Here is a 25,241-nt window from a genome sequence, read left to right as displayed (position 1 = left end):
ATCACGAGTTGATTACTCGCGGTACTGTTACTGCCATCGTGCGCACTGCTATAGTGCAGGAACAATGATAAAGCAAACGATCTAACGATGTCTGACGGCACATCTCTGGGCGACAAAAATACCATCGACCGCACTCAGGTCTTCGCTGTTTACAACGTTTACCGGCTAGTAATCGGATCGGTTTTATTCGCACTTACTCTCGCTGACACAGGATCTGGACTGTTATCGGACGATAGTGCACTCCAGATGATCGGCGCCAGCATTTTCATTATCAGCAGCCTCATTATCGCGCTGTTGGGTTCACCCTCAAAGTTTACGACTGAAAGCGGCATTTTCGGCGTAATGATGATCGACGTGTTAGCCACAACGCTCGTTGCGGACCCCACCACATCGCTCACCAGCGGATTTACCACGTTGTATCTCGTCACCGTTGCGGCGGCAAGCATGTTACTGGTTAGTCGACAGCTCGCAACGCTCGTTGCGGCGCTAACGGTCCTAGCCATGCTGGCCGATACGCTGTTTATCATTTCACGCGGCGGCTCGGAAACAGGGGGTCTTTTGTATGCGGGGCTCCGAGGCGTCCTTGTCTTTCTGGTTGGATGGTTGGGCCAGCTTGCCGCGGCCACTTTAGTGCAGGCCGCGCAACGTGCAGAGGTGGCCTCCAGCCAAGCACGTCGCCTCAAATTGTTTAATGATCAAATCGTTGAACATATGCAAACTGGCATTTTGCTTGTCACACCCAAAGACAGCCTAAAGCCCGTCAACTCTGCGGCAAAAGACTTGCTCATGCTGGAATCAAATAGCGAGCGACCCGCGAAATTGGTGGACTCGCAGCTGGCCATGGCGCTCGACGAGTGGCGCAATGGCGATACATTAATGCCGTCGCCTTTCAAACCCGACGGAGGGCACCGGACACTACTGCCGCGCTTCACGACACTTGAGAGTGGTAGAGAGGGCGACGCCCTTTTGTTCATCGACGATTACACACCCATGACTCAGTTTGCCCAATCTCTCAAACTGAACTCCTTGGGCAGACTTACCGGCAGCATTGCGCACGAAATTCGTAATCCGCTTGCCGCGGTCAGCAATGCCGTTCAGTTACTCGCAGAAAACGAAAACATGAGTGATGGCGATCGCGAACTGGCAAATATTGTTGTCCGCAACACCCAACGCATGAACGACACTGTCAGTAATGTGCTCGAACTATCACGACGCGTTCCTCCAAACCTAACGCAAGTTGACGTCAATGACTGGATTCTGGGGGTTGTGCACGAATTCAAAGAAGCAAGTTCAGAAGAAGCGTCTCTCACAGTCACTGGCGGTTGTACGTGGCCAATCTCAATCGATAAGAGTCAACTGAAACGCGTACTGGATAATCTCATCGACAACGGATTACGACACAGCGCGTCAGCAACAGGTCAGCGTGCGGTGGATTTGCATATCGGGCAAAGTGTCGTGCAACGCCTATGCTTTATCGATGTTATCGACAACGGTGACGGTGTACCCGATAGTGCGCAGGCGCGTTTGTTCGAGCCCTTCTTCACCACGCGCCCTGACGGAACAGGGTTGGGTCTTTATTTATGCAAAGAGCTTTGCGAGAGTAATGGCGCGGAAATTAGTTATCGTCGTACGCATGATGGCCGAAGTAGCTTCCGGCTAAGCCTGCGAATGCAGTCAAGGGATGCGCAGTGAATCAAACAGTACTTTTAGTCGATGATGAGCCCGATATTCTTCACTTGCTGGAGATCGCGCTTGCGCGAATGAACCTCAATACGTTGAGCGCAAAGTCACTCACCGAGGCTCTGCAGCTGCTTGCGCACCATGAGCCCGATCTATGCCTCACCGACATGCGACTTCCCGACGGCAACGGCCTTCAGCTCGTGGAGCATGTGCAGCAAATGGAGAGAGAGCTTCCCGTAGCGGTGATTACCGCTCACGGTAGTGTTGAAGCGGCCATCGACGCACTAAAACTCGGCGCCTTTGATTTTGTCTCGAAACCGGTAGCGCTGGACAAACTGCGTGAATTGGTTGGGCACGCACTCAATTTGAAGCGAACGGACGGCGCTCGCAACGTGCGTGACCTTATTGGGCCCTCGCCGGCAACAGAGCGATTGAGAGGGAAAATCGCGAAAGTTGCGCGGAGTCAGGCTCCGATTCATGTCCATGGCGAATCCGGTGCAGGTAAAGAAGTTGTTGCCCGACTCATTCATCAATCGAGCTCTCGTCAGGACGGTCCCTTTATCGCAGTCAATTGCGGTGCTATCCCGCCAGAGTTGGTTGAAAGTGAGCTCTTTGGTCACTTAAAAGGATCTTTCACAGGTGCGATGCACGACAAACAAGGGCTTTTTAAGGCGGCAGAGGGCGGCACGCTGCTCCTTGACGAGGTGGCAGACCTACCTCTTGCCACCCAAGTAAAGCTTCTTCGCGTCCTGCAAGAAAAAGCCGTTCGTCCGGTGGGCAGCGAAACCGAGATTGGTATTGACGTAAGACTCATCAGTGCGACCCACAAACAGCTAAATCAAGAGGTAGCAGCCGGGCGCTTTAGAGACGATCTTTTTTATCGGATCAATGTCATTGACATTGCGGTACCCGCCCTCAAAGAGCGCCGAGACGATATTCCAGATCTCACGTCGTACCTTCTCGAAAAAATAGCCGAGGAGAATGCTGAGCCAGTAAAACGGCTTTCACCCTCTGCGCTATCGCATCTAAGCCACGCAGACTTTCCTGGAAACGTGCGCCAACTTGAGAACGTATTAGCGCGAGCCGCAGCCCTAGCAGAGGGCGAGGTTATCCAGATCGACGACCTCGAGATAATAGGCTCCTCAAGCACCATCGTTGCTTCGCAACATCCGCAAAGCCACGATCTGGACTTTGCTCTGGAGGCAACCGTCACGCAAGACGTCACAACGCTTGCGGCTGTCGGCGGTGACCTTGAGGGCCATATGGATTCGATCGAGAGAATGATTCTGCAAAATGCCATGACCGAATATCGCTGGAATAAAACAGCGGCCGCTAAGGCGCTGGGGGTTAGCTTTAGAAGCCTGCGCTATCGTCTCAAAAAATTAGGGCTCGAAGACTAACAACTGCCCCAGCCCATTCGTCTACTAGGCCGACCCACGCGGTTGAGCACCAACGATAAATTCGCGCCGTTTGCACAGGTTGACCACGTCATATTCCGATGGGCGAGTCCCCTTTCCGAAAAAACGACATGCTCGCTTACCAAGCGGCTTCCCGAGCGATTGGTGACGGTGCGTTGCTCCCACTCCCATACCCGGTATAAGCGCCAGCCGAACGTCTCGAGAACCCAAATACTGACACCCTTCGCATAGTCTTCACCGCAGCGCGGAAAGTCAGTGGCTTGCAACGCGACGGAACCCGGAGGCCCGGACCATCCACAGAGGGTTACGGTCGTCCCGTTGTTGACCGAGAAATGCCGTGCGGCTGCAACGGCTGTTTCCAACTGGTCGACGGTATGAAGTTGCAGCGCTCGATCGCGAAGGAAGCTAAGTGAGGGCAACGCAAGCGCCTGCAGAATACTAAGTACCGCAAGCGTGATGAGGCACTCCACGACAGTAAATCCGGATCGATACGCTCTAGCCTTCATCCTTGTGACGGTAGAGCCGCGGCAAGAACGATACAGATCCGTGGTTAGACAAGGTGTTTTACGAACAAGCTGACAGAAAAATGGCCAGAAAAGAGCTGATCGTCAGCTTATCTCCGTGGTCGGTATGCGCAGCTCTTTCGGGAGCGAAAACGTAATATTCTCTGGCTGACCATCGAGGGACTCAACATTCGTATGACCCTGGTTTTTAAGCCAAGAGATCACGCCTTCAACCAAATGTTCTGGGGCAGAGGCGCCAGCGGTGACACCCACCGTATCTCCCTCGGATACCCATTCTGGCTCTATCATGTCCGCAGAATCAATGAGGTAGGCGCTCGCGCCACAACGTTCCGCGAGCTCTTTCAAGCGATTTGAATTTGAACTATTGGGCGAGCCGACCACGAGAACAACATTCGCTTTCTCTGCCAAGGCTCTCACCGCATCCTGACGGTTTTGCGTGGCATAGCAAATATCGTCTTTGCGCGGCCCCTGAATATTGGGAAATCGCACTCTCAGCGCCTCGATTACCTTCGCCGTATCATCGACTGAAAGTGTCGTTTGCGTGACGTACGACAAATTATCTGGGTCTCGCACTACAAGGTTTGAGGCCTGTTCCTCGTCTTCGACAAGGTACATTTTTCCGCCGTTAGCGCTGTTGTATTGGCCCATTGTGCCCTCAACCTCGGGGTGCCCCTCGTGCCCAATAAGAATGCACTCTTTGCCCGAGCGGCTAAACGCCGTCACCTCAACATGCACTTTCGTTACCAATGGGCAGGTTGCATCGAACACCTGCAAGCCGCGGGTCGCTGCTTCATCTTGGACCGCTTTTGAGACGCCGTGAGCGCTGAAAATCACTATCGCGTCATCGGGAACCTCATCGAGCTCCTCTACAAACACCGCACCGCGATTACGCAAATCGTCCACGACTGTTTTGTTGTGCACCACTTCGTGACGAACGTATATGGGCTGTCCGAAGACCTCAAGCGCGCGATTAACGATGTCGATAGCACGGTCGACACCAGCACAAAATCCGCGCGGGTTGGCAAGCATCACTGTCATCAGTGCAACTCCGCTGGTTCCACGCGGTCGATTTTCACCTCAAACCTGAGGGTGCGTCCCGCGAGTGGGTGGTTGAAGTTAACACGGACTGTATCTTCGTCGAAAGAGTCAACAACACCTGGGACCTCGCCACCCGCTGCATCGGCGAAGCTAAATACCATGCCAACTTCGAGTTCTGAGTCGCTGCTAAACGTATGACGCGGTATGTCTTGATAGTTCGCCTCTTGAGGCTCACCGAACCCCTGTTCCGGCAGGATCGTGAAAGCGCCCTCCTCGCCGGCTTTCATACCAACTAAGCAGGCCTCAAAGCCAGGCAGTAGGGAGCCGTCGCCCATGACGAAACTGGCGGGCTCGCGGTCAAAATTACCATCGACCACCTCACCCGTGTCGAGCGTTATTGAGAAATTCAACGATACTTTTGTATTTTCGGTGACTTGAAGATCGCTCGTCATACTTGCTTACTCGTCTCGCCAAAGAAGCTATCCCACACCAGCAACACCGCACCGAGACATATGGCGGCGTCTGCAATATTAAATGCTGGCCAGTACCAATCGTTGTAGTGCCATGAAATGAAATCAACGACGTAACCAAGACTCACGCGATCGATAAGATTCCCAACACCGCCGCCCAGTACCAACCCTAGGGCAACACCTAACATCCGCTCAGACTGCTTGAGTCGCGTCAGCCAAATGACGACAACAACACTCACGGCAACAGCGACTGCCGTTAGAAACCAGCGCTGCCATCCGCCGGCGCTCGCCAAAAAACTGAAGGCGGCGCCCGTGTTGTGAGCAAGCATGAGATCAAACCAAGAAGTGACCTCAACCGGCACACGATACGCCAGCTGCGCCGTTGCCAACGCCTTAGTGTACTGATCAAGACCAATCACTATCACAGCCAGCAAGAATCCAATCCAAGGGTTGGCGAGTGCTCTCATCCAAACCGAGGAGGATCCATTTGCCTGGGTATTAGCCGCCAGCGCGTCCTTAGGCATAGTGCCGTGTCTCGCCATCACCTGCGACATTTGAGACGCAGCGTCCGCACAGTGTTGGGTGCTCAGCGTGCGCACCTACGTCATCCCGTCGGTGCCAACAGCGCTCACACTTTGCCGCGTCACTTGCGCCGACAACGACCTTTAGTCCTTGAACGTCACCGGCCAATGCCTCCTCAGGAGCATCCCCTAGAGACAAGAGCGTGGCACCCGATGTAATCAGGACAAACCTCAGCTCATCGCCAAGGGCTGCAAGCGCTGACATAAGCTCGTCCGAGACATACAGCGCAACGCTTGCATCGAGCGAGCCGCGAATATTGCCAGCCGCACGCTCAGCTTCCATGGCTTTGTTAACGTCTTGTCGCACCGCTAGACAGGTCGTCCAGAAGGCATCGCCCATCTCGTCGTCGGCGTCCATCGAGGGTAAGTCATACCACTCAGACAAGAATACCGACTCTGCCCGCTCGCCTGGTAAGTTTTCCCAAATTTCTTCCGCTGTGAAGCTAAGGACAGGGGCAATCCACCGGCTTATCGCCTCCGCCATGTGATACAGCGCGGTCTGACAAGATCGTCGCGCCACCGAGTTGGTCTGTGTGGTGTACTGCCGATCCTTAATCACGTCCAGGTAAAAACCACCGAGCTCACCGCTGCAGAAGTTATGAACTTTGTGATACACGTGATGGAACTGATAGGTGTCGTAAGCCTCGATCAGCTCGGCCTGCAAGTCTCGTGTCTTTGAAACGATCCAACGGTCAAGCGGAAGGAGTTCGGTGCTATCCACCAAGTCAGTGGCCGGTTCAAAGCCTGCCAAATTTGCCAGTAGAAAACGCGCAGTGTTTCGGATCCGTCGATACGTATCGGACGTACGCTTGAAAATCTCATCGCTTGCAGCGATTTCATTTCGGTAATCAGCGGACGACACCCATAGGCGCAAGATATCCGCTCCCATATCGTTCATCGCTTTTTTAGCGGGGATGATATTGCCGATCGACTTAGACATCTTTCGACCTTCACCGTCCACCGTAAACCCGTGCGTCAATACCTGACGGTAGGGCGACTCGTTAAAGGCACCGATACCTGTAAGCAAGGATGACTGAAACCAGCCTCGATGCTGATCCGACCCCTCTAAATATAAGTCTGCTGGGGAGGACAGACCGTCTCGATCGCGTAAAACGCAGGCGTGCGTGACGCCGGAGTCAAACCATACATCAAGCGTGTCGGTAATCTTGTAGTACTGCTCAGCGTCATCACCCAGCAATTCAACTGGCTCGAGATCAAACCACGCATCCACCCCTCTGGATTCAATGCGCACGGCCACATCCTCGATGAGCGATACGCTATTGGGGTGCAGAGATCCATCAACTTTATTGACGAACAGTGGAATCGGCGCGCCCCACGTGCGCTGACGCGAGACACACCAGTCAGGCCGGCTCTCCAACATAGCGTCGATACGTGCGCGTCCCCAATCGGGTATCCACGTTACGACATCAACCGCCTTCTTGGCCTCCTCGAGTAGTCCCTGACGCTCCATCGAGATGAACCACTGTGGTGTCGCCCGGAAAATAATCGGTGTTTTATGGCGCCAGCAATGAGGGTAGGAATGCGTAAACGGCTTGTGGCACAGAAGCACATTACGCGCCTCTAGCTCCGCCACGATCTCATCGTTCGCTTTAAAAATATGTTTGCCTTCGAAAACCGGTGTGCCTGGCAAATAAACACCGTTTCCACCGACGGGGTTATAGACCTCGAGGTCATAAGTCTTGCCTATCTGAAAATCTTCAAGACCGTGCGCCGGTGCCGTATGCACGCAGCCAGTACCCGCATCTGTGGTGACGTGATCGCCCAGCATAATCGGTACGGGCTCGTTAGAAAAAGGCGGCACCACCAAAATACGATCAAGCACCTCGCCTTTTACAGTGGCACGGATATCCACCTCATCGACACCAAAACGCGCAGCGCATTGCTCAGCTAGCGCCTCGGCCACTAAAACGCCTCGACCACCCACATTCAGCACAACGTAATCAAGATCTGCAGCAAGACTGACACCGCGGTTCGCCACAAGCGTCCAAGGTGTTGTCGTCCATATGGCCACTGATAACTCATCGAGTCCCGTGTCACCGATCAGCGCGGCGGCTTGTTTAGAATCGGCGAAAGGAAACGCTACATCCACCGCCGAGGAGACTTTATCTTGGTATTCAACCTCCGCTTCCGCAAGCGCAGACCCACAGTCCAAGCACCAATGAACAGGCTTAGCACCTTGCTGTAGATGCCCGTTTTCAATGATCTTGCCGAGCGTTCGAACAATGTTCGCCTCGAACTTAAAATTCATTGTCAGATAAGGCTCGTCCCAGTCGCCCACAACCCCCATGCGCTTAAAATCTTCACGCTGGTTATCGACTTGTTTCGCCGCATAGTCACGACACTTTTGACGAAACTCGGCAGCGGTAACTTTATGTCCCGGCTTACCCACCTTCTTTTCAACATTGAGCTCAATCGGAAGACCGTGACAATCCCATCCCGGAATATACGGCGCATCAAAACCCGACAGGGTTTTCGACTTGGTAATTATATCTTTGAGAATCTTGTTAACGGCGTGGCCAACGTGCAGCTCCCCGTTCGCATAGGGAGGGCCATCATGAAGAATAAACGTTGGCTTGCCCGCGCCAGCTGCGCGCATTTTCTGATAGAGCCCCATGCCCTCCCATTGCTTGAGCCGCTGTGGCTCACGTTGGGTCAGGTTAGCCTTCATGGGAAACGCTGTTTGTGGCAGGTTTAATGTAGTTTTGTAGTCAGTCATTTTTGAACTGTCTTCTCTTTTTATGTCACAGGATGCGATGCATGCCACTGCCTAGCAGCCTGCTGGTCAGCCGCGATGGCCGTCTTCAATGCATCCAACGAGTCAAATTTCTTCTCATCCCGGAGCTTTGTCATAAACTCCACGTCTAAACGTTCACCATAGAGATCACCGTTAAAATTAAGCAGATGAACCTCAAGGTTGGCGAGCATGCCATCGTTAACAGTGGGTCGAACGCCGACATTTGCCACACCGGGCGCCTCGGTCAATCCGCCCCCTGACACCCTTACAGCGTAAACACCATGCAGCGGCGACTTTACACGCTTGAGCGCAATATTGGCGGTTGGCGAGCCAATAGTTCGCCCTAACTGCTTGCCTTTGAGTACTTTTCCCGAAAGTTTGAAGGGTTTACCCAATAAATCCGCCGCTTGAACGAAATCTGCGTCGACCAATGAAGCGCGGATACGTGTACTGCTTACTCGCTCCCCCGCGAAATCGAAGGTGGATGTGGGAACCACCTCGTAACCGAACTCAGCACCAAGCGACTCAGTGAAAGCAAGATCACCCGCACGATCTTTGCCAAAGCGAAAGTCATCTCCAAAGGCGATGTAGCGCGCATTGAGTCCCTTCACAAAAATATCTTCCACAAAGGCTCGAGGGCTCATGGCTCTTAACGGGTTGTTAAAGCGCAGACAAAGCAAATTATCGATGCCCTGCTCCGCAAGCGCTGTGAATTTCTCCCTAAACGTCATTAATCGAGGCGGCGCCCGATCGGGAAAAAGGAACTCTCCGGGCAGGGGTTCAAACGTTATAACCGTCGTCGTCAATTTTCGGGCATTCGCTTCGCGCTTGAGATGTCCCAATACCTCCTGATGCCCTCGATGAACACCATCAAAGGCGCCAATCGTGACTGCGCTCTCTGAGAGGCTCAAATCAGACAGGTTGTGCAATCCGCGTATGAGGTTCATGTTTATCAGACGATCTACAAAGTATGCGCAGTATACAGAAGCGCGGCCCGACAATCTCCGGCTCAGTGGTAGCCGGGATCCCGAATCTCCTGAAGCCGCGTACCGAGAACGGCAAGCAAGACGACAAACGCGCCCATTCCTGCCGTAACCAATCCGAGGATGTGAGACACACGCCACCAGACATCCGCCGCGAGCCACTCTTGAACACTGGGCGTCGCGTATGCCAACACAGCTGCCATCACCATGACGGATAGCAATAAACGCAGCGCATACTTACCGGCGAATAAACCCGATAGCGAAACACCACCGCGTCGAAGTCCCATAAACAAGAGCCCCGCATTAAGCCAAGCCGATACGCTTGTTGCGAGTGCGAGCCCCACATGGCCCATGTCGAAATACCACATCAGCGGGAAGACAAAGACCACGTTCAGCACCATATTACTCACCATCGCGATGATGCCGATCTTCACAGGTGTTTTCATATCCTGACGCGCGTAATAGCCCGGGGCCAAAACCTTGATGAGCATAAACGCCCCCAAGCCAATGGTGTAAGCGCGGAGGCTTGCTGCAGCCATGGTGACATCGCTTTCAGAGAACGCACCGTACTGAAATAGGGTCGCTAAAATCGGCTCGGCAAGGAGCCACAAGGCCGCGGTAGCAGGCACTGCTATCAGCAGAACATTTCGAATCGCCCATACCAATGTTTGAGAGAAGGCGTCTGGATCAGCTCGTGTATTGAGCGCCGATAAAGTCGGCAAAATCACGGTTGCAATGGCAATCGCAAATACACCTAGGGGCAGCTCCGTCAGCCGGTCGGAGTAGTACAGCCACGCGACACTGCCATCGGGCAATAAGCTCGCAAGCACCGTATCGAACAACAAATTGATTTGACTGACTGAGACACCAAAGAGCGCCGGGACCATCAGTGCCAAAATTTTTCGAACGCCTTTATCACGTGTATCCCAAACGGGCCGAGGCGTCAGTTTCAAGGTGTGTAAAGAGGGCAGCTGAAAGAGCAGCTGAATGACACCTGCCAGCGCAACGCCCATCGCCAAACCGAGGGCAGGCTCAGGCATAGTGGGCGCCCAAAAGATAGCCGCTGAAATAAGTGACAGGTTGAGTAATACAGGCGTATACGCGGGCACAGCGAAGCGCCCGTACGTATTGAGAATAGCCCCACAGAAACCCGTTAGGCTGATGAGTAGTAAATAGGGGAAGGTCCAGACGATAAGGTCCGCCGTCAGCGCAAGTTTCGCCACATCGCGGCTAAAACCGGGAGCAAAAATGAGCGCCACCCAGGGTGCCATCAGCATGGCAAACGCCGTTAGCACGAATAGCGAACCGCCAAGCACCCCCGCCACGCGGTCAATCAGCGCCTTTACCTCGGCGTGAGTTCCCGTCTCTTTCACTTGGGTGAGCACGGGCACAAAGGCCTGCGAGAATGCGCCTTCTGCGAATAAGCGCCGGAGAAAATTCGGTATTTTAAAGGCAACAAAAAAGGCGTCTGCGTTGGGCGCCGCACCGAGTAAATTGGCGAAGACAACATCACGCACCAGCCCAAGCACACGCGACAACAATGTGCCCATGCTCACGACAAAACTTGAGCCCAGTAAACCGCGCTTCTTAACCGGAGCCACCTCGCTCACCTCAGTCATGAGGGACGCCACTCCGAGCGCAAACGATCGCCATGGCGTGCCAGCCAATGCAGGGCGATGAGGGTGAGTCCATTGTTGATCTTACCGGCATCGAGCAATGCAATAGCGTCCTCACGCGCAACCGAGTGCACCAAAATGTCCTCATGCTCGGTTTCAACGCCTCGCACTTCGCCAATTGCGGCTTCGGTAAGACGTCCAATGAAAAGCCGTATTTGTTCGGTGCAGGCACCCGGACTTGGGTAGTAGGAGACAATGGGCATTAGTGCATCCATGGTACACCCCGCCTCTTCTGATGCTTCGCGGTGCGCAACCGCCTCGTCTGTCTCGCCCGCTTCAACAACGCCTGCAATCGCCTCAAGCATCCAGGGAGATTCAGCCCCTCGAATGGCACCGGGTCGAAACTGCTCAATCAGGATGACGCGGTCTGCTTCAACATCCCAGGGGAGCACCGCCACTGCATCACCGCGTTGAAACAGCTCTCTGCGGATGCCGCTGGTCCAACTGCCGTCAAATCGCTTATGACGCAGTGTGAGTGCGTCCATCCGGAAGTACCCCTGAAATACCGTGTCTTGCGTGATCACCTGTGCATCATCGGCACCGTAGGCGAGGGACAGCTCGCTCAAAATCGGCGCTCCGTGCTCCAATTAACAGGCTTTGAGTAATCATCGACTTGGTCTGCTACATCGAGGATCAGCGCGAAGAGCGCCATTCTGACCAAAACTCCGTTGTCAGACTGCCTAAAAATGGCCAGGTTGGGATCGTCGTTCAGATCCTCATCGAGCTCTTGTGCACCCACGCGCGAGTCTCGGGGCAGCGGATGCATGATGACCGTATTTGGCTCGCAAAGCGCTGTATAAATACTCTGGTTCAGTCGGAATCGCCCACGATAGAGATCAGCATCAGCCTGTGAGGCAAAACGTTCCTCTTGAATCCGCGTTGAATAGACAATGTCGACATTAGCAATGCCGACCTCAAGTTGATCAGTCTCCACAACATCGACACCCCTTTCTCGCATTTCTTCGACTAACGCCTCGGGCATGCGAAGTTCCGATGGTGAAACGAGACTCACGCGCACGTTGCTAAAACGGGTGAGGAGACGCGACAACGAATGGACCGTCCGGCCAAACCGAAGGTCACCCACCATAGCGATTCGAAGCCCGTCGATACCTCTTCCTCGATCGGCTAGTTCACTGCGAATGGTGAAAAGGTCCAATAACGCTTGACTGGGGTGTTCGTTAGCACCATCCCCCCCGTTTATGACCGGCACACGGCTGGCCGTAGCAAATTCACTTACCGAACCCTCGGTGGGGTGGCGCATAACGATTGCATCGGAATACCCGCTAAGAACCCGTGCTGTGTCGTACAACGACTCGCCTTTGGCGATGGCCGTGCTTTCAAAACCCGTGGTCTCTCTCACATGACCGCCGAGTAGATTAAACGCACTGCCAAAACTGATTCGCGTCCGCGTCGATGGCTCAAAGAACATAGAACCGAGAATGGCGCCCTCAAGTACTGAGGTTTTTCGCTCGCGTCGAGCGTAAGGCCTCATGCGATCCGCCACCTCAAAGATGCGGTCTACATGACCGCGGTCGAACTGGCTGATCCCCAAAATGTGATGGCCGGCAAATTTCACAGCACGTTCTCCAAGCGCATCGGTTTGCGCATATCAGGCACATGACGTAGCGCAACGCTCAACATAGGACGCGTACGCTCTTGGGAGCGTAGTTTAAACCGATGCCGCGTTAACACCTAAAACTTTGGCATTCTCGGACACCCAGCGCCGTAAATCCTTGAGTGCGCTTTGCTGCTTTGCGCTCAAGCCCTCGGTGCGCTCTTCCACCTCAAGGGCCGAGTGAAACACAGACAAATTGAGGTGATCACTGGTTTCCCATTGCACCTTACAGTGCTCCCGCCACGCTGATTGCTCCTCATTGTCGAGTATCTCTGGCCAATTTCGGGCTCGGTAGCGAAATAAGAGATCGGGCAACCGCGAGTCGACAAATGCAAAGCGTCTATCGCGCAGCTCTGCGGGTGAGGCATCTCGCACCTCTTGCATTAAGCGCTTATCCGCATTGGGGACGAAGCTGCCGTACAACGCCGTATCTGGATTGGTATCTACAGGCTTTGATGCCGAGCGGTAAATGTCTTGGCATTGGGTGATAAAGGCTTGTCCACGCTCCTGCCGCGCGACTCGCACTTGACTCAAGCGATCGCGCAAACGATCCCCATCAAGTCCCAGACGCTTAGCATCCTCAGCGTTAATCTCCGACATAGGCAGCAGTACGGGTGCTCGATTGACCTTAATGGTCATCAAGCTAGGGCGGTCATTGGGAGACGGCAAATCTTCCTTTTTCGCAAACAAGCGCACCTTGACCTCCTCAACTGACATATCAAGGAATTTCGGCTCGCGCGTAATATCAGCGCAAATCACGTCGGACTTGTATTCGGGATGAATAGCTAACGGGACAATGACTCCAAGACAATGACGATCGGTACCAAAAAGCCCCGATATATGTAGCAGCGGTGTCATACGCTGTGTATCCACCATCGCCTCGGTCCTCGCTTTGAAGCGCTGGCCCAGAAGGCGCTCAAACAAGGGGGTGTCCGCCAATCTCAATGCCCGCGCCAATGCCAGTGTCGCCGTCACATCCGACATGGCATCGTGCGCCGCGCCATGCTCCAAGCCATTAGCGGTGGTTAAGTCCTCAAGCTTAAAGCTTGGAGAGCCATCATCGTGAGTGGGCCATTGGAGGCTATCGGGGCGTAAAGCATAGAAAGCGCGCGCGACATCGATAAGATCCCAGCGGCTATTACCTCTGCTGTACTCACGAGCGTAGGGGTCGTAAAAATTTCGCCACAGGCTAAAGCGCGTAACCTCATCGTCGAACCGCAAGGAATTGTAGCCAACGCCACAGGTACCAGGCTGAGATAATTCATCATGAATACGGGCAATAAAACCCTGCTCAGTTAATCCCTTGGCTTCGCATTCGTAGGGCGAGATTCCCGTCACCCTGATGGCTGTAGGGTGGGGAATCACGTCGAGAGAGGGCTTGGCATAGACCGTCAGAGGCTCGCCAATCACTTCAAGATCTAGCGTGGTCCTGACCCCGGCAAACTGCCAGGGCCGGTCATGCGCCGGTGACGCACCCGAAGTTTCATAATCGTGCCAATAAAGCGTCTCGACCGGCAAGGTCAGTCCTCCGCTCTCGCAGCGACTAAACAGCCTCTAGAACAGCTCAATCGCCTGCTCTTCAATAGCTGCTTGCCACACCTTGGGTCCGGTAATGTGAACCGACTCACCTTGAGCATCCACCGCTACGCTTACTGGCATATCTTTTACGGTAAACGCGTAAATTGCTTCCATGCCGAGATCTTCAAACGCGACAACCTCCGCGTTCGTAATGGCTTTTGAGACCAAATAAGCAGCGCCCCCAACGGCCATGAGATAAACCGCTTTGTGCTTGCGAATCGCTTCGATGGCAACGGGTCCCCGCTCAGCCTTACCGATCATGCCTAATAGGCACGTATGTTCGAGAATGTTGTCGGTGAATTTATCCATTCGTGTCGATGTTGTAGGGCCTGCAGGACCCACCACCTCGTCACCCACAGGATCCACCGGGCCGACGTAGTAAATAAACTTGCCCTGCAAGTTAACCGGGAGCTCCTCCCCGTCGGCAATCATCTGCGTCATGCGCTTGTGGGCGGCATCTCGACCGGTATACATCGTGCCCGATAGCAACAGCGTATCGCCGGGCTGCCAAGTCAGTGTTTCCGCTTGGGTCACAGTATCCAGATCAACCCGCCGTACTGACTCACCCGGCTCCCAAGTTACCTCCGGCCATGCCTCTAAACTCGGTGCTTCCTGATAAACCGGTCCCTCACCATTAAGCTCGAAGTGGGCGTGACGCGTTGCAGCGCAATTCGGGATCATTGCCACAGGTAGCGACGCCGCGTGTGTGGGGTAATCCATGATTTTCACATCGAGCACTGTGGTGAGCCCGCCTAAACCTTGCGCACCAATCCCCAACTTGTTGACGGCATCCATAATCTCAATGCGAAGTTCTTCGGCTTTGCTTGACGCACCACGCTCACGAAGTTCGTGAATATCAACGGGATCCATCAGAGACTCTTTCGCCATCACCATGGCCTTTTCAGCCGTACCACCAATTCCGATACCGAGCATGCCGGGAGGGCACCACCCAGCTCCCATAGTGGGCACTGTCTTTACAACCCAATCGACGATGCTGTCAGACGGGTTCAACATGGCAAGCTTTGATTTGTTCTCGGATCCACCACCTTTCGCTGCAACGCGAAAATCGACGGTATTGCCTGCGACCATGCGGGTATGAATAACGGCGGGCGTGTTGTCCTTAGTGTTTTTTCGTGCACCGGCAGGGTCATCAAGAATCGATGCACGAAGCTTATTATCTGGGTGCAAATAAGCGCGTCGGACGCCTTCATTGATCAGGTCCTCCAGCGGTTGTGACGTTTCCCAGCGAACCGCCATACCGATGTCGACAAACACCGTCACAATACCGGTGTCCTGGCAGATGGGTCGCTTACCCATTGCGCACATTCGGCTGTTAATCAAAATCTGAGCTAGCGCATCCTTTGCAGCCTGACTTTGCTCCATTTCATAGGCTCGGTGCACCGCCTGCACAAAATCCTGTGGATGGTAGTAGGAGATGAACTGAAGTGCGTCGGCTACACTTTCAACAACGTCGCGGTCTTGAATTACCGTCATGCATTACCTCTTTAAACTCGTATTACTGAACCGCGGGCGTCACTACCGCCGGCGCCGCACCTATCGCATCAACTTTTGCGGATAACGCGCGAATATCCGCCCTAAGTTGGTTAACGTTCGTGTTCACTTGCTTCCGGAAATTATTTATCGAAGCGACCCACTCTTCATTCGCTCCAACGCGCTTCCCTAGCGCCGCACGCTCTAACTTCGATCGGTTGACGTTGTCCGCGAGCCGCTCAACATCGCTCTGTATTTGCCGAGCGGACCCCGCTAGACGCTCAATATCGGCAGAGAGTGTCTGTAGAGCCTTAAGGTCGGCTGTGAGGGCATCTAAGGTCTTTTTCTGCCGGAAACCGTTGTCTTGGAGTGTCTGTACGGTTTTGGCGGCTGATTTATCAGTCTTTTCCAGATCAGAAAGCTTTCTGTTAGAGATCTTTCGTGCATCCCAAAGTTTGCGCACCTCAGTATCGAGTAAGTTGAGCTGGGCACCCATGGCGGCCGCCGATTTGGTGACCGTTTCGTCTGTATCTGTCAGTAAATTTTCAAGACCTTGCACCTGCTTCCCTGTCCGCGCTTGATCGACCGTCAATTCAGTAATGAGTTGATGGCTATACCAGGCATAAGCCGACAGAAAACAAACCGCGATAAACGAAAACGCCAGCGCAAATTTACCCGCACTCGACATCCCCACGGTTTCACGGCCTCGACTCGGTATCGCGTTGCGCGGCGCGCTGTCTACGGCTTCATCTCGCCGAGCCGCAAATGATGGAATTTCGGTTAGCTCATCTTGGGCCATGTCACTCCTCCCCCCTAGAAGCATCAGTATACCGCGACCAACCGGGGTTCGTGGCGATTATTCGGGCACAAAAAAGGCGGCCTAAGCCGCCCTCATTGCACAACCCAGCAACTTAAACGTAGTTGAGCAGAGCCCAAACCACGACTGTGAGTAGCAACGACATATGGATCACACCTTTCACAGTGGTCATCGGACCCTGCTTACCCATGATGGCATTAATCTCCAGCAAGACGATCAAACCCAATGCGAGCATCAGTCCTGTTGAGCTACCACCCAAAATGGGCGAGAGATGCTTCGATCCGAGCATACCGAGCAGCATTGGACCCGAGAACAAAGTGTTAGTGCGGCTTGCTAGTCCTGCCTTCGCAGCACTTGAAGGACCGTCACCTTCCTTCATACCCAGGACAACTTGCTGGTTTGGCCAAATGATGAGCCACACATTGAGAAACATAAATGTTCCGGCCGTGGCGCCTACCCAAATAGCTGCCTGATTAAAGTTGGTAAATGCACCTAACTTGTGGAACAGGTAAAGACCGGTGATGAAGGTAAACATTGCACCCCAACGGAACCACCACAACGCACGCGGCGCAAGCTTCGCCATGGCGTCTTTCTTCGCCTCAGCCTCAGCCTCTTTGAAGTACTCAGTTTGTACAAAGTTGAAGTAGTAAAGCATGCCGATCCAAGTGATACCGGCAAGCACATGCACGTAACGAAAGATGAAACCGATCGCGTATTCCATTTATTTTTCCTCTTTTGTAAAACAGCGTCTTCGACGCCCTGCCCTAGGGTCAGTATATCCGCACATCAAAAAAAAAGAACCCGCAACCACCGTTTTAAAGGGCGGCTTTCACCATAATCCGTTTAATGAGAAGCGGTTTGTGCAGTGCACGATATGCAAAGCAACAATCGGAGGCTGACACATCGCAATAAGAACGCCTGCCAATGTTTATACTGCGTGATGGCAAGGCGCGACAGACGCCAAGGTCAAAAACCCTGCAAATGACCCGAGTGCCTGTCGGTAAGGGTGAATGCTCTCGGAACCTCTCGGCCACCCACCACGCACCCATCACGCACTCACCATTAGTTAACCAAAAACTAGCTTAGGTGGCGGGCTGAGAAGCGCCTAAATCGCGGACACACGTTTTTCTGCGCAAAAAAAACCCGGCGCTCGGCCGGGTTTCTAAGTCGCAATGAGCGTGGCTTACATCATGCCGCCCATACCGCCCATGCCGCCCATATCAGGCATTGCAGGCGCTGCACCTTCTTCCTTTGGCGCTTCAGCAATCATAACTTCAGTTGTGATCATAAGACCTGCAACCGAGCCCGCCGCCTGAAGTGCTGTACGAGTTACTTTCGCTGGGTCAAGAATACCCATACCGATCATATCGCCGTACTCACCCGTCGCCGCGTTGTAACCGAAGTTACCTTCGCCTTGGCGAATTTTATCGAGAACAACTGACGCTTCATCACCTGCATTGGTAACGATCTGACGCAGAGGACCTTCCATGGCGCGCAATGCAGCTGCGATACCCGTGTTTTGGTCTTCGTTATCACCTGTCAGGCCGTCAACAGACGCAATTGCGCGAATAAGCGCAACACCGCCGCCAGCAACCACACCTTCTTCAACCGCTGCGCGAGTTGCATGAAGTGCGTCTTCAACACGTGCTTTCTTTTCTTTCATTTCGATTTCAGTCGCTGCACCTACCTTGATCACAGCAACACCACCTGCCAACTTCGCGACGCGCTCCTGGAGCTTCTCGCGATCATAGTCAGACGAGGTATTCTCGATCTGAACACGAATCTCGCCAACGCGACCTTGAATCGCATCAGCATCACCCGCGCCATCGACCAGCGTTGTGTTGTCTTTGTCCATGGTGATGCGCTTGGCATTACCGAGGTGCTCAAGACTTGTGCTCTCGAGATCGAGGCCCACTTCTTCAGAAATCACCGTACCGCCGGTCAAAATAGCAATGTCCTGGAGCATCGCCTTGCGACGATCGCCAAACCCTGGTGCCTTACATGCGGCTACTTTAACGATGCCGCGCATGTTGTTAACAACCAGTGTCGCCAATGCTTCGCCTTCAACGTCTTCCGCAATAATCACGAGCGGGCGCGATGCCTTGGCTACTTGCTCAAGAACAGGAAGAAGCTCGCGAATGTTAGAGATCTTCTTGTCAACTAGCAGTACGAAGGGGTCTTCGACTTCAGCTGACATGTTGTCTTGGTTGTTGATGAAGTAGGGGGACAGGTAACCACGATCGAACTGCATACCCTCGACTACGTCGAGTTCGTTCTCAAGACCTGAACCTTCTTCAACCGTAATGACACCCTCTTTGCCGACTTTCTCCATCGCCTCAGCAATGATTTCGCCTACAGACGTATCGCTGTTCGCTGAGATAGTGCCGACCTGAGCAATTGCTTTGTTGTCTTCACAAGCTGATGCCATGCCACCAACCGCGTCAACGGCTGCCGCAACAGCTTTGTCGATGCCACGCTTGAGGTCCATGGGGTTCATACCCGCCGCAACCGCTTTAAGGCCTTCGTTTACAATCGATTGAGCGAGAACGGTTGCAGTGGTTGTACCGTCGCCAGCGACGTCAGATGCCTGCGAAGCTACTTCCTTCACCATCTGTGCACCCATGTTCTCGAAACGATCCGCCAATTCGATTTCTTTAGCGACTGAGACACCGTCTTTGGTGACAGTCGGCGCGCCGAATGACTTCTCGAGAATTACATTACGGCCCTTTGGACCAAGTGTTGCTTTAACGGCATCAGCCAGTGTGTTCACACCAACCAGCATGCGCTGGCGAGCAGAATCACCAAAAAATACGTCTTTAGCTGCCATGTCTAAATTCCTTAACTTTCGTTGGTCTGAATTACTTAGTCGATAACGGCGTAAATTTCGCCTTCGCTCATCAGGATCAGCTCTTCACCATTTACTTCGATGGTGTTGCTGCCTGCGTACTGCCCGAACACGATTTGATCGCCAACTTGCACGGTCAAAGGGCGCTGCTCACCGTTGTCCAATACCTTTCCGGCACCAACTGCGACAACTTCACCCTGATTAGGCTTCTCTTGTGCAGAACCAGGCAGGACGATACCACCAGCCGAAGTCTGCTCTTCTTCCTTACGACGCACGACAACACGGTCGTACAACGGACGAATATTCATGGGTTTCAATCTCCAAAATGACGATTATTTTTTATCCCCCACTGAGGGCTGAGGGAATAATGGGGACTCCAAAAACAATTTCAAGCCTTTTTTAGCACTCAAGAGGTGAGAGTGCTAAAAAGCATTAAAAAAAAACAGAAATAACCGCGCTTTAATCGTCTTCAACGCGCGAATAATCACCCTCGAGCGTAATGGGGCCGCGATCGGTGGGGATATCTGGCGTGCGATCAGGAATGTCTCGCTCAGGTGCCGCGGAACGTGAACTTGTGCGTGAACTCACCCCACCAAACACAGCTTTTACAGCCGCCCTCAAAAAAACGTAGAGGGCGAGGAAATCAGAGATTAACCCGGGGATCATTAACAGCACGGCACCGAAGGCCACGCTTATCTCTCCAGCAAAGAGCTGGCCACGAATAGCCGCGGCCGAAGGGAATCGTCCTGCAGTGAGTAGTGCAGAACGTCCTGCTAATTGAAGTAGCCAATAGCCTAGGGTGATCATGAGTAGGATGTAACCGACGGTAGCGAGTGCACCGGCTTGAGCGCTGAGCTCAAGTAATGACCAAAACTCCAAAAACGGATATGCAATCAGCAAAAACGGCATAAGGTTTTCCTCGCCCACGCATCTGTACCCAGTGTACGTCGTTCCATTGCGCCGCGATATGTTAGGTAATGTGGGTTTTTAGCGCTCATTTCAAGGGAGACAGCCGATGCAGGCCGTGAATGCTCCCATCAGGGTTGAGAGACAGCACGCGTTCATCGTCAAGCATCCAGACCTCAGCGCATGACCAATCAGACTGATTTCCTGTGCTAAACGTCACGCATCGGAGGTCATTCTCGACTCGCCAACGACCCCTGACCTGCCGTTTTATCGGGTCACCATCGCCATTGGCTTCTCTGGTCCATTGGCTGACAAAGGTTCCATCTGCGTGCCAGCGTGTCTCTGCGGATATACCGCGCTGGTTCTGAACCTCGCCACGATCAATGACATCAGAAAATAGGTCGGTAATCTGAGCGGTTGTAAGTTGTGTCTTTCCCACGGGGCGGCTCGTTAATTCTTCTTCGCTACTGGACTCTGCCTCCATCCCAAGCGCTGAGGTTGCAAAGCAGATTAACAGGGTGAGACGTATCGCCCATCCAAGGGGCGGCCCATTAAGGTGTCTTGTTGCGACGAGAGCGTCTTTCTTGACGTTTTTCATCCCAGTCGGTGTATGTGCAGTCTTCGTGGTGCTATCTGTGAACTCTACGAAACTCACGGCTTGATCTCTTTCACGTAGCGATCAACAGCCCAAATTAAAACGAGGACCGGCACACCCATCATGGATGAGATGAGGAAAAAGCTTTCATAGCCCAGTGAGTCAACGATTGAGCCTGAATAGCCACCCAGTAATTTGGGGAATAGGGTCATCATTGAACTGAACATGGCGTATTGCATCGCAGTAAAAGACAGGTTTGTCAGGCTTGAGAGATAAGCAATGAAGGCAGCAGCCGCTAACCCGGCGGTGAGGTTATCTGCGCCGATGACGACATAGAGCAACGAGAGATTTCCGGGGTTATTGGCAAGGGGGATGAATAACAAATTCGTGATGACGGTCATCACAGCACCTAACATCAAGATCTTGAGCACACCGTATCGGATGGTGAGGAAACCCCCGACAAAGCCACCCAGAATAGTCATCCATAGACCGAACACTTTAGTGACGGTCGCGATCTGATTTTTACTGAACCCCATATCCACGTAGAAGACGTTGGAGATCACGCCCAACACAATATCGGAAACGCGATAGAAGCCAATGAGTAGCAACACCAAGAACGCCATCCTGCCGTAGCGGCCAAAAAACTCAGCAATCGGATTAACATAGGTTTCTTGCAGTGCCCGCCGATTAGCAATGTTTAACATCACCAGCATCCAACTCGTGACCGCCGCCATGGCAACAGTGGCCAGCAGCCAGATAGCCTCAGCCGAGAATGCCGCTAGTGACGCACCGAGGCCAAGGCCCTCAAGCCCTATCCGAAGTTCAGTAATGCCATCGGCAAGCAAAACGTAGCCACCCACAAGCGTGGAAACAAAACAGGCAAACAAAAGTAAGAATCGGAGGTAGTCACTGGTTGACTCAAGGAAACTTAACTCACTGCGACGACGCGGTTCTTCGATCATCAAGGTGGTGGCGACACCAACCAGCATGGTGCCCGCCATCGCTATGTAAGTGAGTTGCCATGACGAATAGACGTAGGCTTCTTTCGTGGTACCCAGCCCCGCGGCGAGATAGAGTGCGCCCGCACCCGCAGCAATCATCCCTATCCGGTAGCCTGCCACGTAAGAGGCTGACATTAACGCTTGTAATTTTTCTTCAACAGCTTCAATCCGGTAAGCGTCGATGACGATGTCTTGTGTGGCGGACGAGAAACCGAGCAAGACGGCCGCAAATGCCATGTACCGAAGGCCCTCAGTACTCGCCGGATCGCTCATAGCCATCCACAACATTGCTGAAATCACCATCAACTGCGATAGCAATAGCCAGCTTCGTCGCTTACCCAACCAATGTTCGAGAAGCGGCAAAGGCAATTTATCGACCAGTGGCGCCCAAACAAACTTGAACGAATAACCGAGCGCAGCCCAGCTGAAGTAGGTCACGGCACTGCGTTCAACACCCGCCTCGCTCAGCCAAATAGACAAGGTCGAGAAAATAAGTAACAACGGCAGCCCTGCCGAAAAGCCGAGAAACAACATGGCCAGCACGCGGGGATGCGTGTACGTAGACATTGAGTCAAGAAAACCTTGCATCTGAACTATCCAGCTTGATCTGTCATTCCCGGTAGGAGGCTGCTGAGAAGCAAGCATGCTGAAACCCAAGACGCTATCCCTTGGAACATGGCCCCCATCACTACAAGGACTGTACCCATAAACGAGCAGAAACAAAAAGCCCCGCAAGAACGGGGCTTAAAAAGTTAGGCTGGGAATTGATAGTCGTTGAACATTTCCCTGAGTTTCATCTTCTGAATTTTACCGGTAGCCGTATGAGGCATTTCCTCAATGTACTGCACATCGTCGGGGATCCACCACTTGGCAATCTTCCCGTCCAAGAAGGCTTTTAGCTCACTGGGCGAAACATCACCCTCACCATTTTTAACCACAATCAGAAGTGGCCGCTCACCCCATTTAGGGTGGATACGACCAATAACCGCGGCCTCGGCCACCATGGGGTGCCCTGTCGCACAGTTCTCGACTTCAATCGAAGAAATCCACTCACCACCGGACTTGATGACATCCTTGGTTCGGTCTGTGATCGATACATTGCCGCGGGAGTCGATACTCGCCACATCACCGGTCTCAAACCAGTCTCCGTCCTCATGTGCAGAGCTGCCGTCGAGCTTGAAGTAACTCGAGCAGATCCACGGTCCCCGCACTTTCAACGCACCAAACGCAACGCCATCCCAAGGGAGCTCTTTGTTGTCATCGTCGGTAATCTTTACTTCAACGCCAAAAATAGGCTGACCTACGTTGGTTCGCATGTTTGCAAACGTCTCAGCGTCGTACTGATGCCGGCGGGCGCCCGAAGAGTTTGAAGTGCCAAGCGGACTCATCTCAGTCATACCCCAGGCATGGCGAGTATCAACACCGTAGGTATCAAACTCCTCCATCACCGAGAGCGGGCAGGCGGAGCCGCCTACAACAACCCGCTGCAGCGTATCCACACGCTCACCAGTTGAGCGCAAATGCGCCAGGAGGTTCAGCCAAACAGTGGGCACACCCGCTGACATGGTGACACCTTCCTCGTTGATAAGCGCCGCAAGCGTCGGGCCATCGCCCATTTTATTGCCCGGCATGACCATCTTGGCGCCCGCCACTGGACAGGCATAGGGGTTACCCCAAGCGTTGACGTGGAACATAGGGACAATTGGCAGCACGACGTCGGCAGACGAAATATTCATCGAATCGGGCATCATGGTCGCGTACGTGTGAAGGACCGTTGAGCGGTGGCTGTAGAGAACACCCTTAGGGTTGCCGGTGGTACCCGAGGTATAGCAAAGCGCACAGGCTTCGTTCTCATCGATCGCAGGCCAATCGAAGCTGTCAGGCTGATTCGCTATCACATCCTCGTAGCAGTGAACGTTTGCCAAAGTTGTCTCGGGCATATGTTCCGCGGTTGTCATTACCACCCAGCCTTTGACACCGGGACACTGAGGCGCAACCTGCTCTATCAGCGGCCAAAAATCCGGATCTAAAAAGACAAACTGATCTTCAGCATGATTAATGATGTAGACGATTTGTTCCGGGAACAGGCGCGGGTTGATCGTGTGGCAGACATACCCTGAGCAGGCTGATGCGTAATAAGTCTCAAAGTGCCGATAATCGTTCCAAGCAAGCGTTGCAATGCGATCACTCGAAGCCATGCCCCACGCGTTCATCGCATTGGCTAGTTGGCGGACCCGCCCAAATGCGTCGGCATAGGTGTATCGGTGTCTTGGGTTATCTCGCGTTACGGATACGATCTCCTGCGCCCCATGAACACGCTCAGCGTGCTCCATGATTGACGTAATTGTTAATGGGAAATCCATCATCAAGCCTTGCATGAGCTACCTCTCTGTCTCGCTATTATCGTTAGTATATTTGCCTGACCGTCTGCTTTTACAACTAATGGGTGAGCGACCACACACCCGCCGCTTGTCTGGCTCGGCCTTCAATTTCTAGTTTTAGCAGATGAGCTAACAGCGACAGCTGCGCCCACCGATGCATTGTCTCAGGGACGTCATCGTATACGGATACTACAAGCGTTTCGATAGGGACAGCCCCCCCCCGCTCAAGATTTGCAACCACCTTAGCCTCTCGCATGAGTCGGTGCCGCACCAACTTTTCAACCTCGTCGCGGCAACCTTGAATCACCTCGCCGTGCCCTGGTGCAATCGCTTTAACGTCGTAATCGAGTAAGCGCTTTAGAGAGTCAATGTAATCTTTCATATTGCCGCCCGGCGGCACAATGACCACCGTGGAGCCATTCATAATGTGGTCACCTGCAAACACCATCCCCTCCTCCTCTAAAAGGAAGCAATAGTGATTGTCCACATGCCCCGGAGTATGAATTGCACGAATCGACCAATCCTGACCTGAGAATATCGCGTCTTGGGTCAGATGGACGTCTGGCTGAAACGTAAGATCTTGATGTTGATCATCTGCGGTCACCGCACCAATCATGGGCACGTCGAGCTTTCGCGCTAAATGCGCTGCCGCCGGCGAGTGATCAGGGTGTGTATGGGTACAGAGAATGCGTGTTATGCGGCCATCGCCTACTTTCAAAATGTGCTCAATGTGCTCGTCAATCGCCGGACCCGGATCAATTACCGCTAGATCATCCGTTCCTATGATGTAGGTATTGGTGCCAGGCCCTGTCATGACACTGGGATTCGGTGCCACTAAGCGCCGGATCCTTGGCGAGACTTGAACAGCTTCGTCGTAGGCCTGCATC

Annotated in this window: 22 protein-coding genes; 2 read left to right on the top strand and 20 right to left on the bottom strand. The window is 53.3% G+C overall.

What is annotated here, in order from left to right; translation table 11 throughout:
• The first annotated feature begins 87 nt into the window (after positions 1-87).
• Entirely contained in the window at positions 88-1,692 is a 1,605-nt protein-coding gene (locus tag E0F26_RS05700; RefSeq protein ID WP_279243081.1) for a sensor histidine kinase, read from the top strand.
• Complete coding sequence (locus E0F26_RS05695) at positions 1,689-3,080, top strand: sigma-54-dependent transcriptional regulator (RefSeq protein ID WP_279243080.1); 1,392 nt, start codon at positions 1,689-1,691, stop codon at positions 3,078-3,080. The genes E0F26_RS05700 and E0F26_RS05695 overlap by 4 nt, the downstream gene beginning before the upstream one ends.
• On the opposite strand, the gene E0F26_RS05690 is transcribed toward E0F26_RS05695, so the two are convergent.
• The 20 genes from E0F26_RS05690 to E0F26_RS05595 all read right to left on the bottom strand — a co-directional run bounded on the left by E0F26_RS05690 (position 3,077) and on the right by E0F26_RS05595 (position 25,240).
• Positions 3,077-3,604 carry a pilus assembly FimT family protein gene (locus E0F26_RS05690; RefSeq protein WP_279243079.1) on the bottom strand — a complete coding sequence of 176 codons (528 nt, stop codon included), beginning with the start codon at positions 3,602-3,604 and terminating at the stop codon, positions 3,077-3,079. The two genes, E0F26_RS05695 and E0F26_RS05690, sit on opposite strands and share 4 nt — an antisense overlap.
• Positions 3,605-3,706: 102 nt before the next feature.
• Positions 3,707-4,660: a 4-hydroxy-3-methylbut-2-enyl diphosphate reductase gene (gene ispH, locus E0F26_RS05685; protein ID WP_279243078.1), complete on the bottom strand. Its 954-nt coding sequence runs from the start codon at positions 4,658-4,660 to the stop codon at positions 3,707-3,709.
• On the bottom strand, positions 4,660-5,112 hold the full coding sequence (locus tag E0F26_RS05680; protein ID WP_279243077.1) for an FKBP-type peptidyl-prolyl cis-trans isomerase: 453 nt from the start codon (positions 5,110-5,112) through the stop codon (positions 4,660-4,662). Before E0F26_RS05680 ends, ispH begins: the two co-directional genes overlap by 1 nt.
• Positions 5,109-5,597: a signal peptidase II gene (gene lspA / locus E0F26_RS05675; protein ID WP_279243196.1), complete on the bottom strand. Its 489-nt coding sequence runs from the start codon at positions 5,595-5,597 to the stop codon at positions 5,109-5,111. The genes E0F26_RS05680 and lspA overlap by 4 nt, the downstream gene beginning before the upstream one ends.
• Positions 5,598-5,646: 49 nt before the next feature.
• Positions 5,647-8,448: an isoleucine--tRNA ligase gene (ileS, locus tag E0F26_RS05670; protein WP_279243076.1), complete on the bottom strand. Its 2,802-nt coding sequence runs from the start codon at positions 8,446-8,448 to the stop codon at positions 5,647-5,649.
• 20 nt (positions 8,449-8,468) lie between these two features.
• The gene (gene ribF / locus E0F26_RS05665; protein ID WP_279243075.1) at positions 8,469-9,413 is read right to left on the bottom strand and encodes a bifunctional riboflavin kinase/FAD synthetase; all 945 of its coding nucleotides are present in this window, start codon (positions 9,411-9,413) and stop codon (positions 8,469-8,471) included.
• 62 nt (positions 9,414-9,475) lie between these two features.
• Positions 9,476-11,068: a murein biosynthesis integral membrane protein MurJ gene (gene murJ / locus E0F26_RS05660; protein ID WP_279243074.1), complete on the bottom strand. Its 1,593-nt coding sequence runs from the start codon at positions 11,066-11,068 to the stop codon at positions 9,476-9,478.
• Positions 11,065-11,691 carry an NUDIX domain-containing protein gene (locus E0F26_RS05655; protein WP_279243073.1) on the bottom strand — a complete coding sequence of 209 codons (627 nt, stop codon included), beginning with the start codon at positions 11,689-11,691 and terminating at the stop codon, positions 11,065-11,067. The genes murJ and E0F26_RS05655 overlap by 4 nt, the downstream gene beginning before the upstream one ends.
• A complete protein-coding gene (locus tag E0F26_RS05650; protein ID WP_279243072.1) occupies positions 11,688-12,701 on the bottom strand; it encodes an aspartate carbamoyltransferase in 1,014 nt (337 codons plus the stop codon). Before E0F26_RS05650 ends, E0F26_RS05655 begins: the two co-directional genes overlap by 4 nt.
• Positions 12,702-12,794: 93 nt before the next feature.
• A complete protein-coding gene (gene sbcB, locus E0F26_RS05645; protein ID WP_279243071.1) occupies positions 12,795-14,258 on the bottom strand; it encodes an exodeoxyribonuclease I in 1,464 nt (487 codons plus the stop codon).
• Positions 14,259-14,294: 36 nt separating this feature from the next.
• Positions 14,295-15,812: a fumarate hydratase gene (locus E0F26_RS05640; RefSeq protein WP_279243070.1), complete on the bottom strand. Its 1,518-nt coding sequence runs from the start codon at positions 15,810-15,812 to the stop codon at positions 14,295-14,297.
• Positions 15,813-15,834: 22 nt separating this feature from the next.
• On the bottom strand, positions 15,835-16,608 hold the full coding sequence (locus tag E0F26_RS05635; RefSeq protein ID WP_279243069.1) for a kinetochore Spc7 family protein: 774 nt from the start codon (positions 16,606-16,608) through the stop codon (positions 15,835-15,837).
• Positions 16,609-16,720: 112 nt separating this feature from the next.
• Positions 16,721-17,347, bottom strand: coding sequence for a urate hydroxylase PuuD (locus E0F26_RS05630; protein WP_279243068.1), 627 nt, complete (start codon positions 17,345-17,347; stop codon positions 16,721-16,723).
• A 462-nt stretch (positions 17,348-17,809) separates the two neighbouring features.
• Entirely contained in the window at positions 17,810-19,453 is a 1,644-nt protein-coding gene (gene groL / locus E0F26_RS05625) for a chaperonin GroEL (protein ID WP_279243067.1), read from the bottom strand.
• 35 nt (positions 19,454-19,488) lie between these two features.
• Complete coding sequence (locus E0F26_RS05620) at positions 19,489-19,779, bottom strand: co-chaperone GroES (protein WP_279243066.1); 291 nt, start codon at positions 19,777-19,779, stop codon at positions 19,489-19,491.
• Between the two features lie 151 nt (positions 19,780-19,930).
• Positions 19,931-20,380 (bottom strand): FxsA family protein, encoded by a 450-nt coding sequence (locus E0F26_RS05615; protein WP_279243065.1) that lies wholly within the window; start codon positions 20,378-20,380, stop codon positions 19,931-19,933.
• 85 nt (positions 20,381-20,465) lie between these two features.
• On the bottom strand, positions 20,466-21,032 hold the full coding sequence (locus tag E0F26_RS05610) for a hypothetical protein (protein WP_279243064.1): 567 nt from the start codon (positions 21,030-21,032) through the stop codon (positions 20,466-20,468).
• Positions 21,029-22,540, bottom strand: a complete 1,512-nt coding sequence (locus E0F26_RS05605) for an AmpG family muropeptide MFS transporter (protein WP_279243063.1) — start codon at positions 22,538-22,540, stop codon at positions 21,029-21,031. Before E0F26_RS05605 ends, E0F26_RS05610 begins: the two co-directional genes overlap by 4 nt.
• A 185-nt stretch (positions 22,541-22,725) precedes the next feature.
• Positions 22,726-24,351 carry a long-chain-fatty-acid--CoA ligase gene (locus tag E0F26_RS05600; protein WP_279243062.1) on the bottom strand — a complete coding sequence of 542 codons (1,626 nt, stop codon included), beginning with the start codon at positions 24,349-24,351 and terminating at the stop codon, positions 22,726-22,728.
• Between the two features lie 61 nt (positions 24,352-24,412).
• Positions 24,413-25,240 carry an MBL fold metallo-hydrolase gene (locus E0F26_RS05595; RefSeq protein ID WP_279243061.1) on the bottom strand — a complete coding sequence of 276 codons (828 nt, stop codon included), beginning with the start codon at positions 25,238-25,240 and terminating at the stop codon, positions 24,413-24,415.
• Position 25,241 lies beyond the last annotated feature (1 nt).

The sequence above is a fragment of the Candidatus Paraluminiphilus aquimaris genome, from assembly GCF_026230195.1.
GTDB classification, from domain to species: domain Bacteria; phylum Pseudomonadota; class Gammaproteobacteria; order Pseudomonadales; family Halieaceae; genus Luminiphilus; species Luminiphilus aquimaris.
The sequence above is the reverse complement of the archived record's forward strand: the minus strand, read 5'-3'. Positions and strand labels throughout refer to the sequence as shown.

Excerpts from the sequence above, each read along its gene's own strand:
- E0F26_RS05615 (WP_279243065.1), bottom strand. The coding sequence starts at position 20,380 with ATGCCGTTTTTGCTGATTGCATATCCGTTTTTGGAGTTTTGGTCATTA.
- E0F26_RS05620 (WP_279243066.1), bottom strand. The coding sequence starts at position 19,779 with ATGAATATTCGTCCGTTGTACGACCGTGTTGTCGTGCGTCGTAAGGAA.
- lspA (WP_279243196.1), bottom strand. The coding sequence starts at position 5,597 with ATGAGAGCACTCGCCAACCCTTGGATTGGATTCTTGCTGGCTGTGATA.
- E0F26_RS05640 (WP_279243070.1), bottom strand. The coding sequence starts at position 15,812 with ATGACGGTAATTCAAGACCGCGACGTTGTTGAAAGTGTAGCCGACGCA.
- E0F26_RS05595 (WP_279243061.1), bottom strand. The coding sequence starts at position 25,240 with ATGCAGGCCTACGACGAAGCTGTTCAAGTCTCGCCAAGGATCCGGCGC.
- E0F26_RS05700 (WP_279243081.1), top strand. The coding sequence starts at position 88 with ATGTCTGACGGCACATCTCTGGGCGACAAAAATACCATCGACCGCACT.
- E0F26_RS05635 (WP_279243069.1), bottom strand. The coding sequence starts at position 16,608 with ATGGCCCAAGATGAGCTAACCGAAATTCCATCATTTGCGGCTCGGCGA.
- groL (WP_279243067.1), bottom strand. The coding sequence starts at position 19,453 with ATGGCAGCTAAAGACGTATTTTTTGGTGATTCTGCTCGCCAGCGCATG.
- E0F26_RS05680 (WP_279243077.1), bottom strand. The coding sequence starts at position 5,112 with ATGACGAGCGATCTTCAAGTCACCGAAAATACAAAAGTATCGTTGAAT.
- ileS (WP_279243076.1), bottom strand. The coding sequence starts at position 8,448 with ATGACTGACTACAAAACTACATTAAACCTGCCACAAACAGCGTTTCCC.
- E0F26_RS05630 (WP_279243068.1), bottom strand. The coding sequence starts at position 17,347 with ATGGAATACGCGATCGGTTTCATCTTTCGTTACGTGCATGTGCTTGCC.
- ribF (WP_279243075.1), bottom strand. The coding sequence starts at position 9,413 with ATGAACCTCATACGCGGATTGCACAACCTGTCTGATTTGAGCCTCTCA.
- murJ (WP_279243074.1), bottom strand. The coding sequence starts at position 11,068 with ATGACTGAGGTGAGCGAGGTGGCTCCGGTTAAGAAGCGCGGTTTACTG.
- E0F26_RS05600 (WP_279243062.1), bottom strand. The coding sequence starts at position 24,351 with ATGCAAGGCTTGATGATGGATTTCCCATTAACAATTACGTCAATCATG.
- E0F26_RS05690 (WP_279243079.1), bottom strand. The coding sequence starts at position 3,604 with ATGAAGGCTAGAGCGTATCGATCCGGATTTACTGTCGTGGAGTGCCTC.
- E0F26_RS05605 (WP_279243063.1), bottom strand. The coding sequence starts at position 22,540 with ATGTCTACGTACACGCATCCCCGCGTGCTGGCCATGTTGTTTCTCGGC.
- ispH (WP_279243078.1), bottom strand. The coding sequence starts at position 4,660 with ATGACAGTGATGCTTGCCAACCCGCGCGGATTTTGTGCTGGTGTCGAC.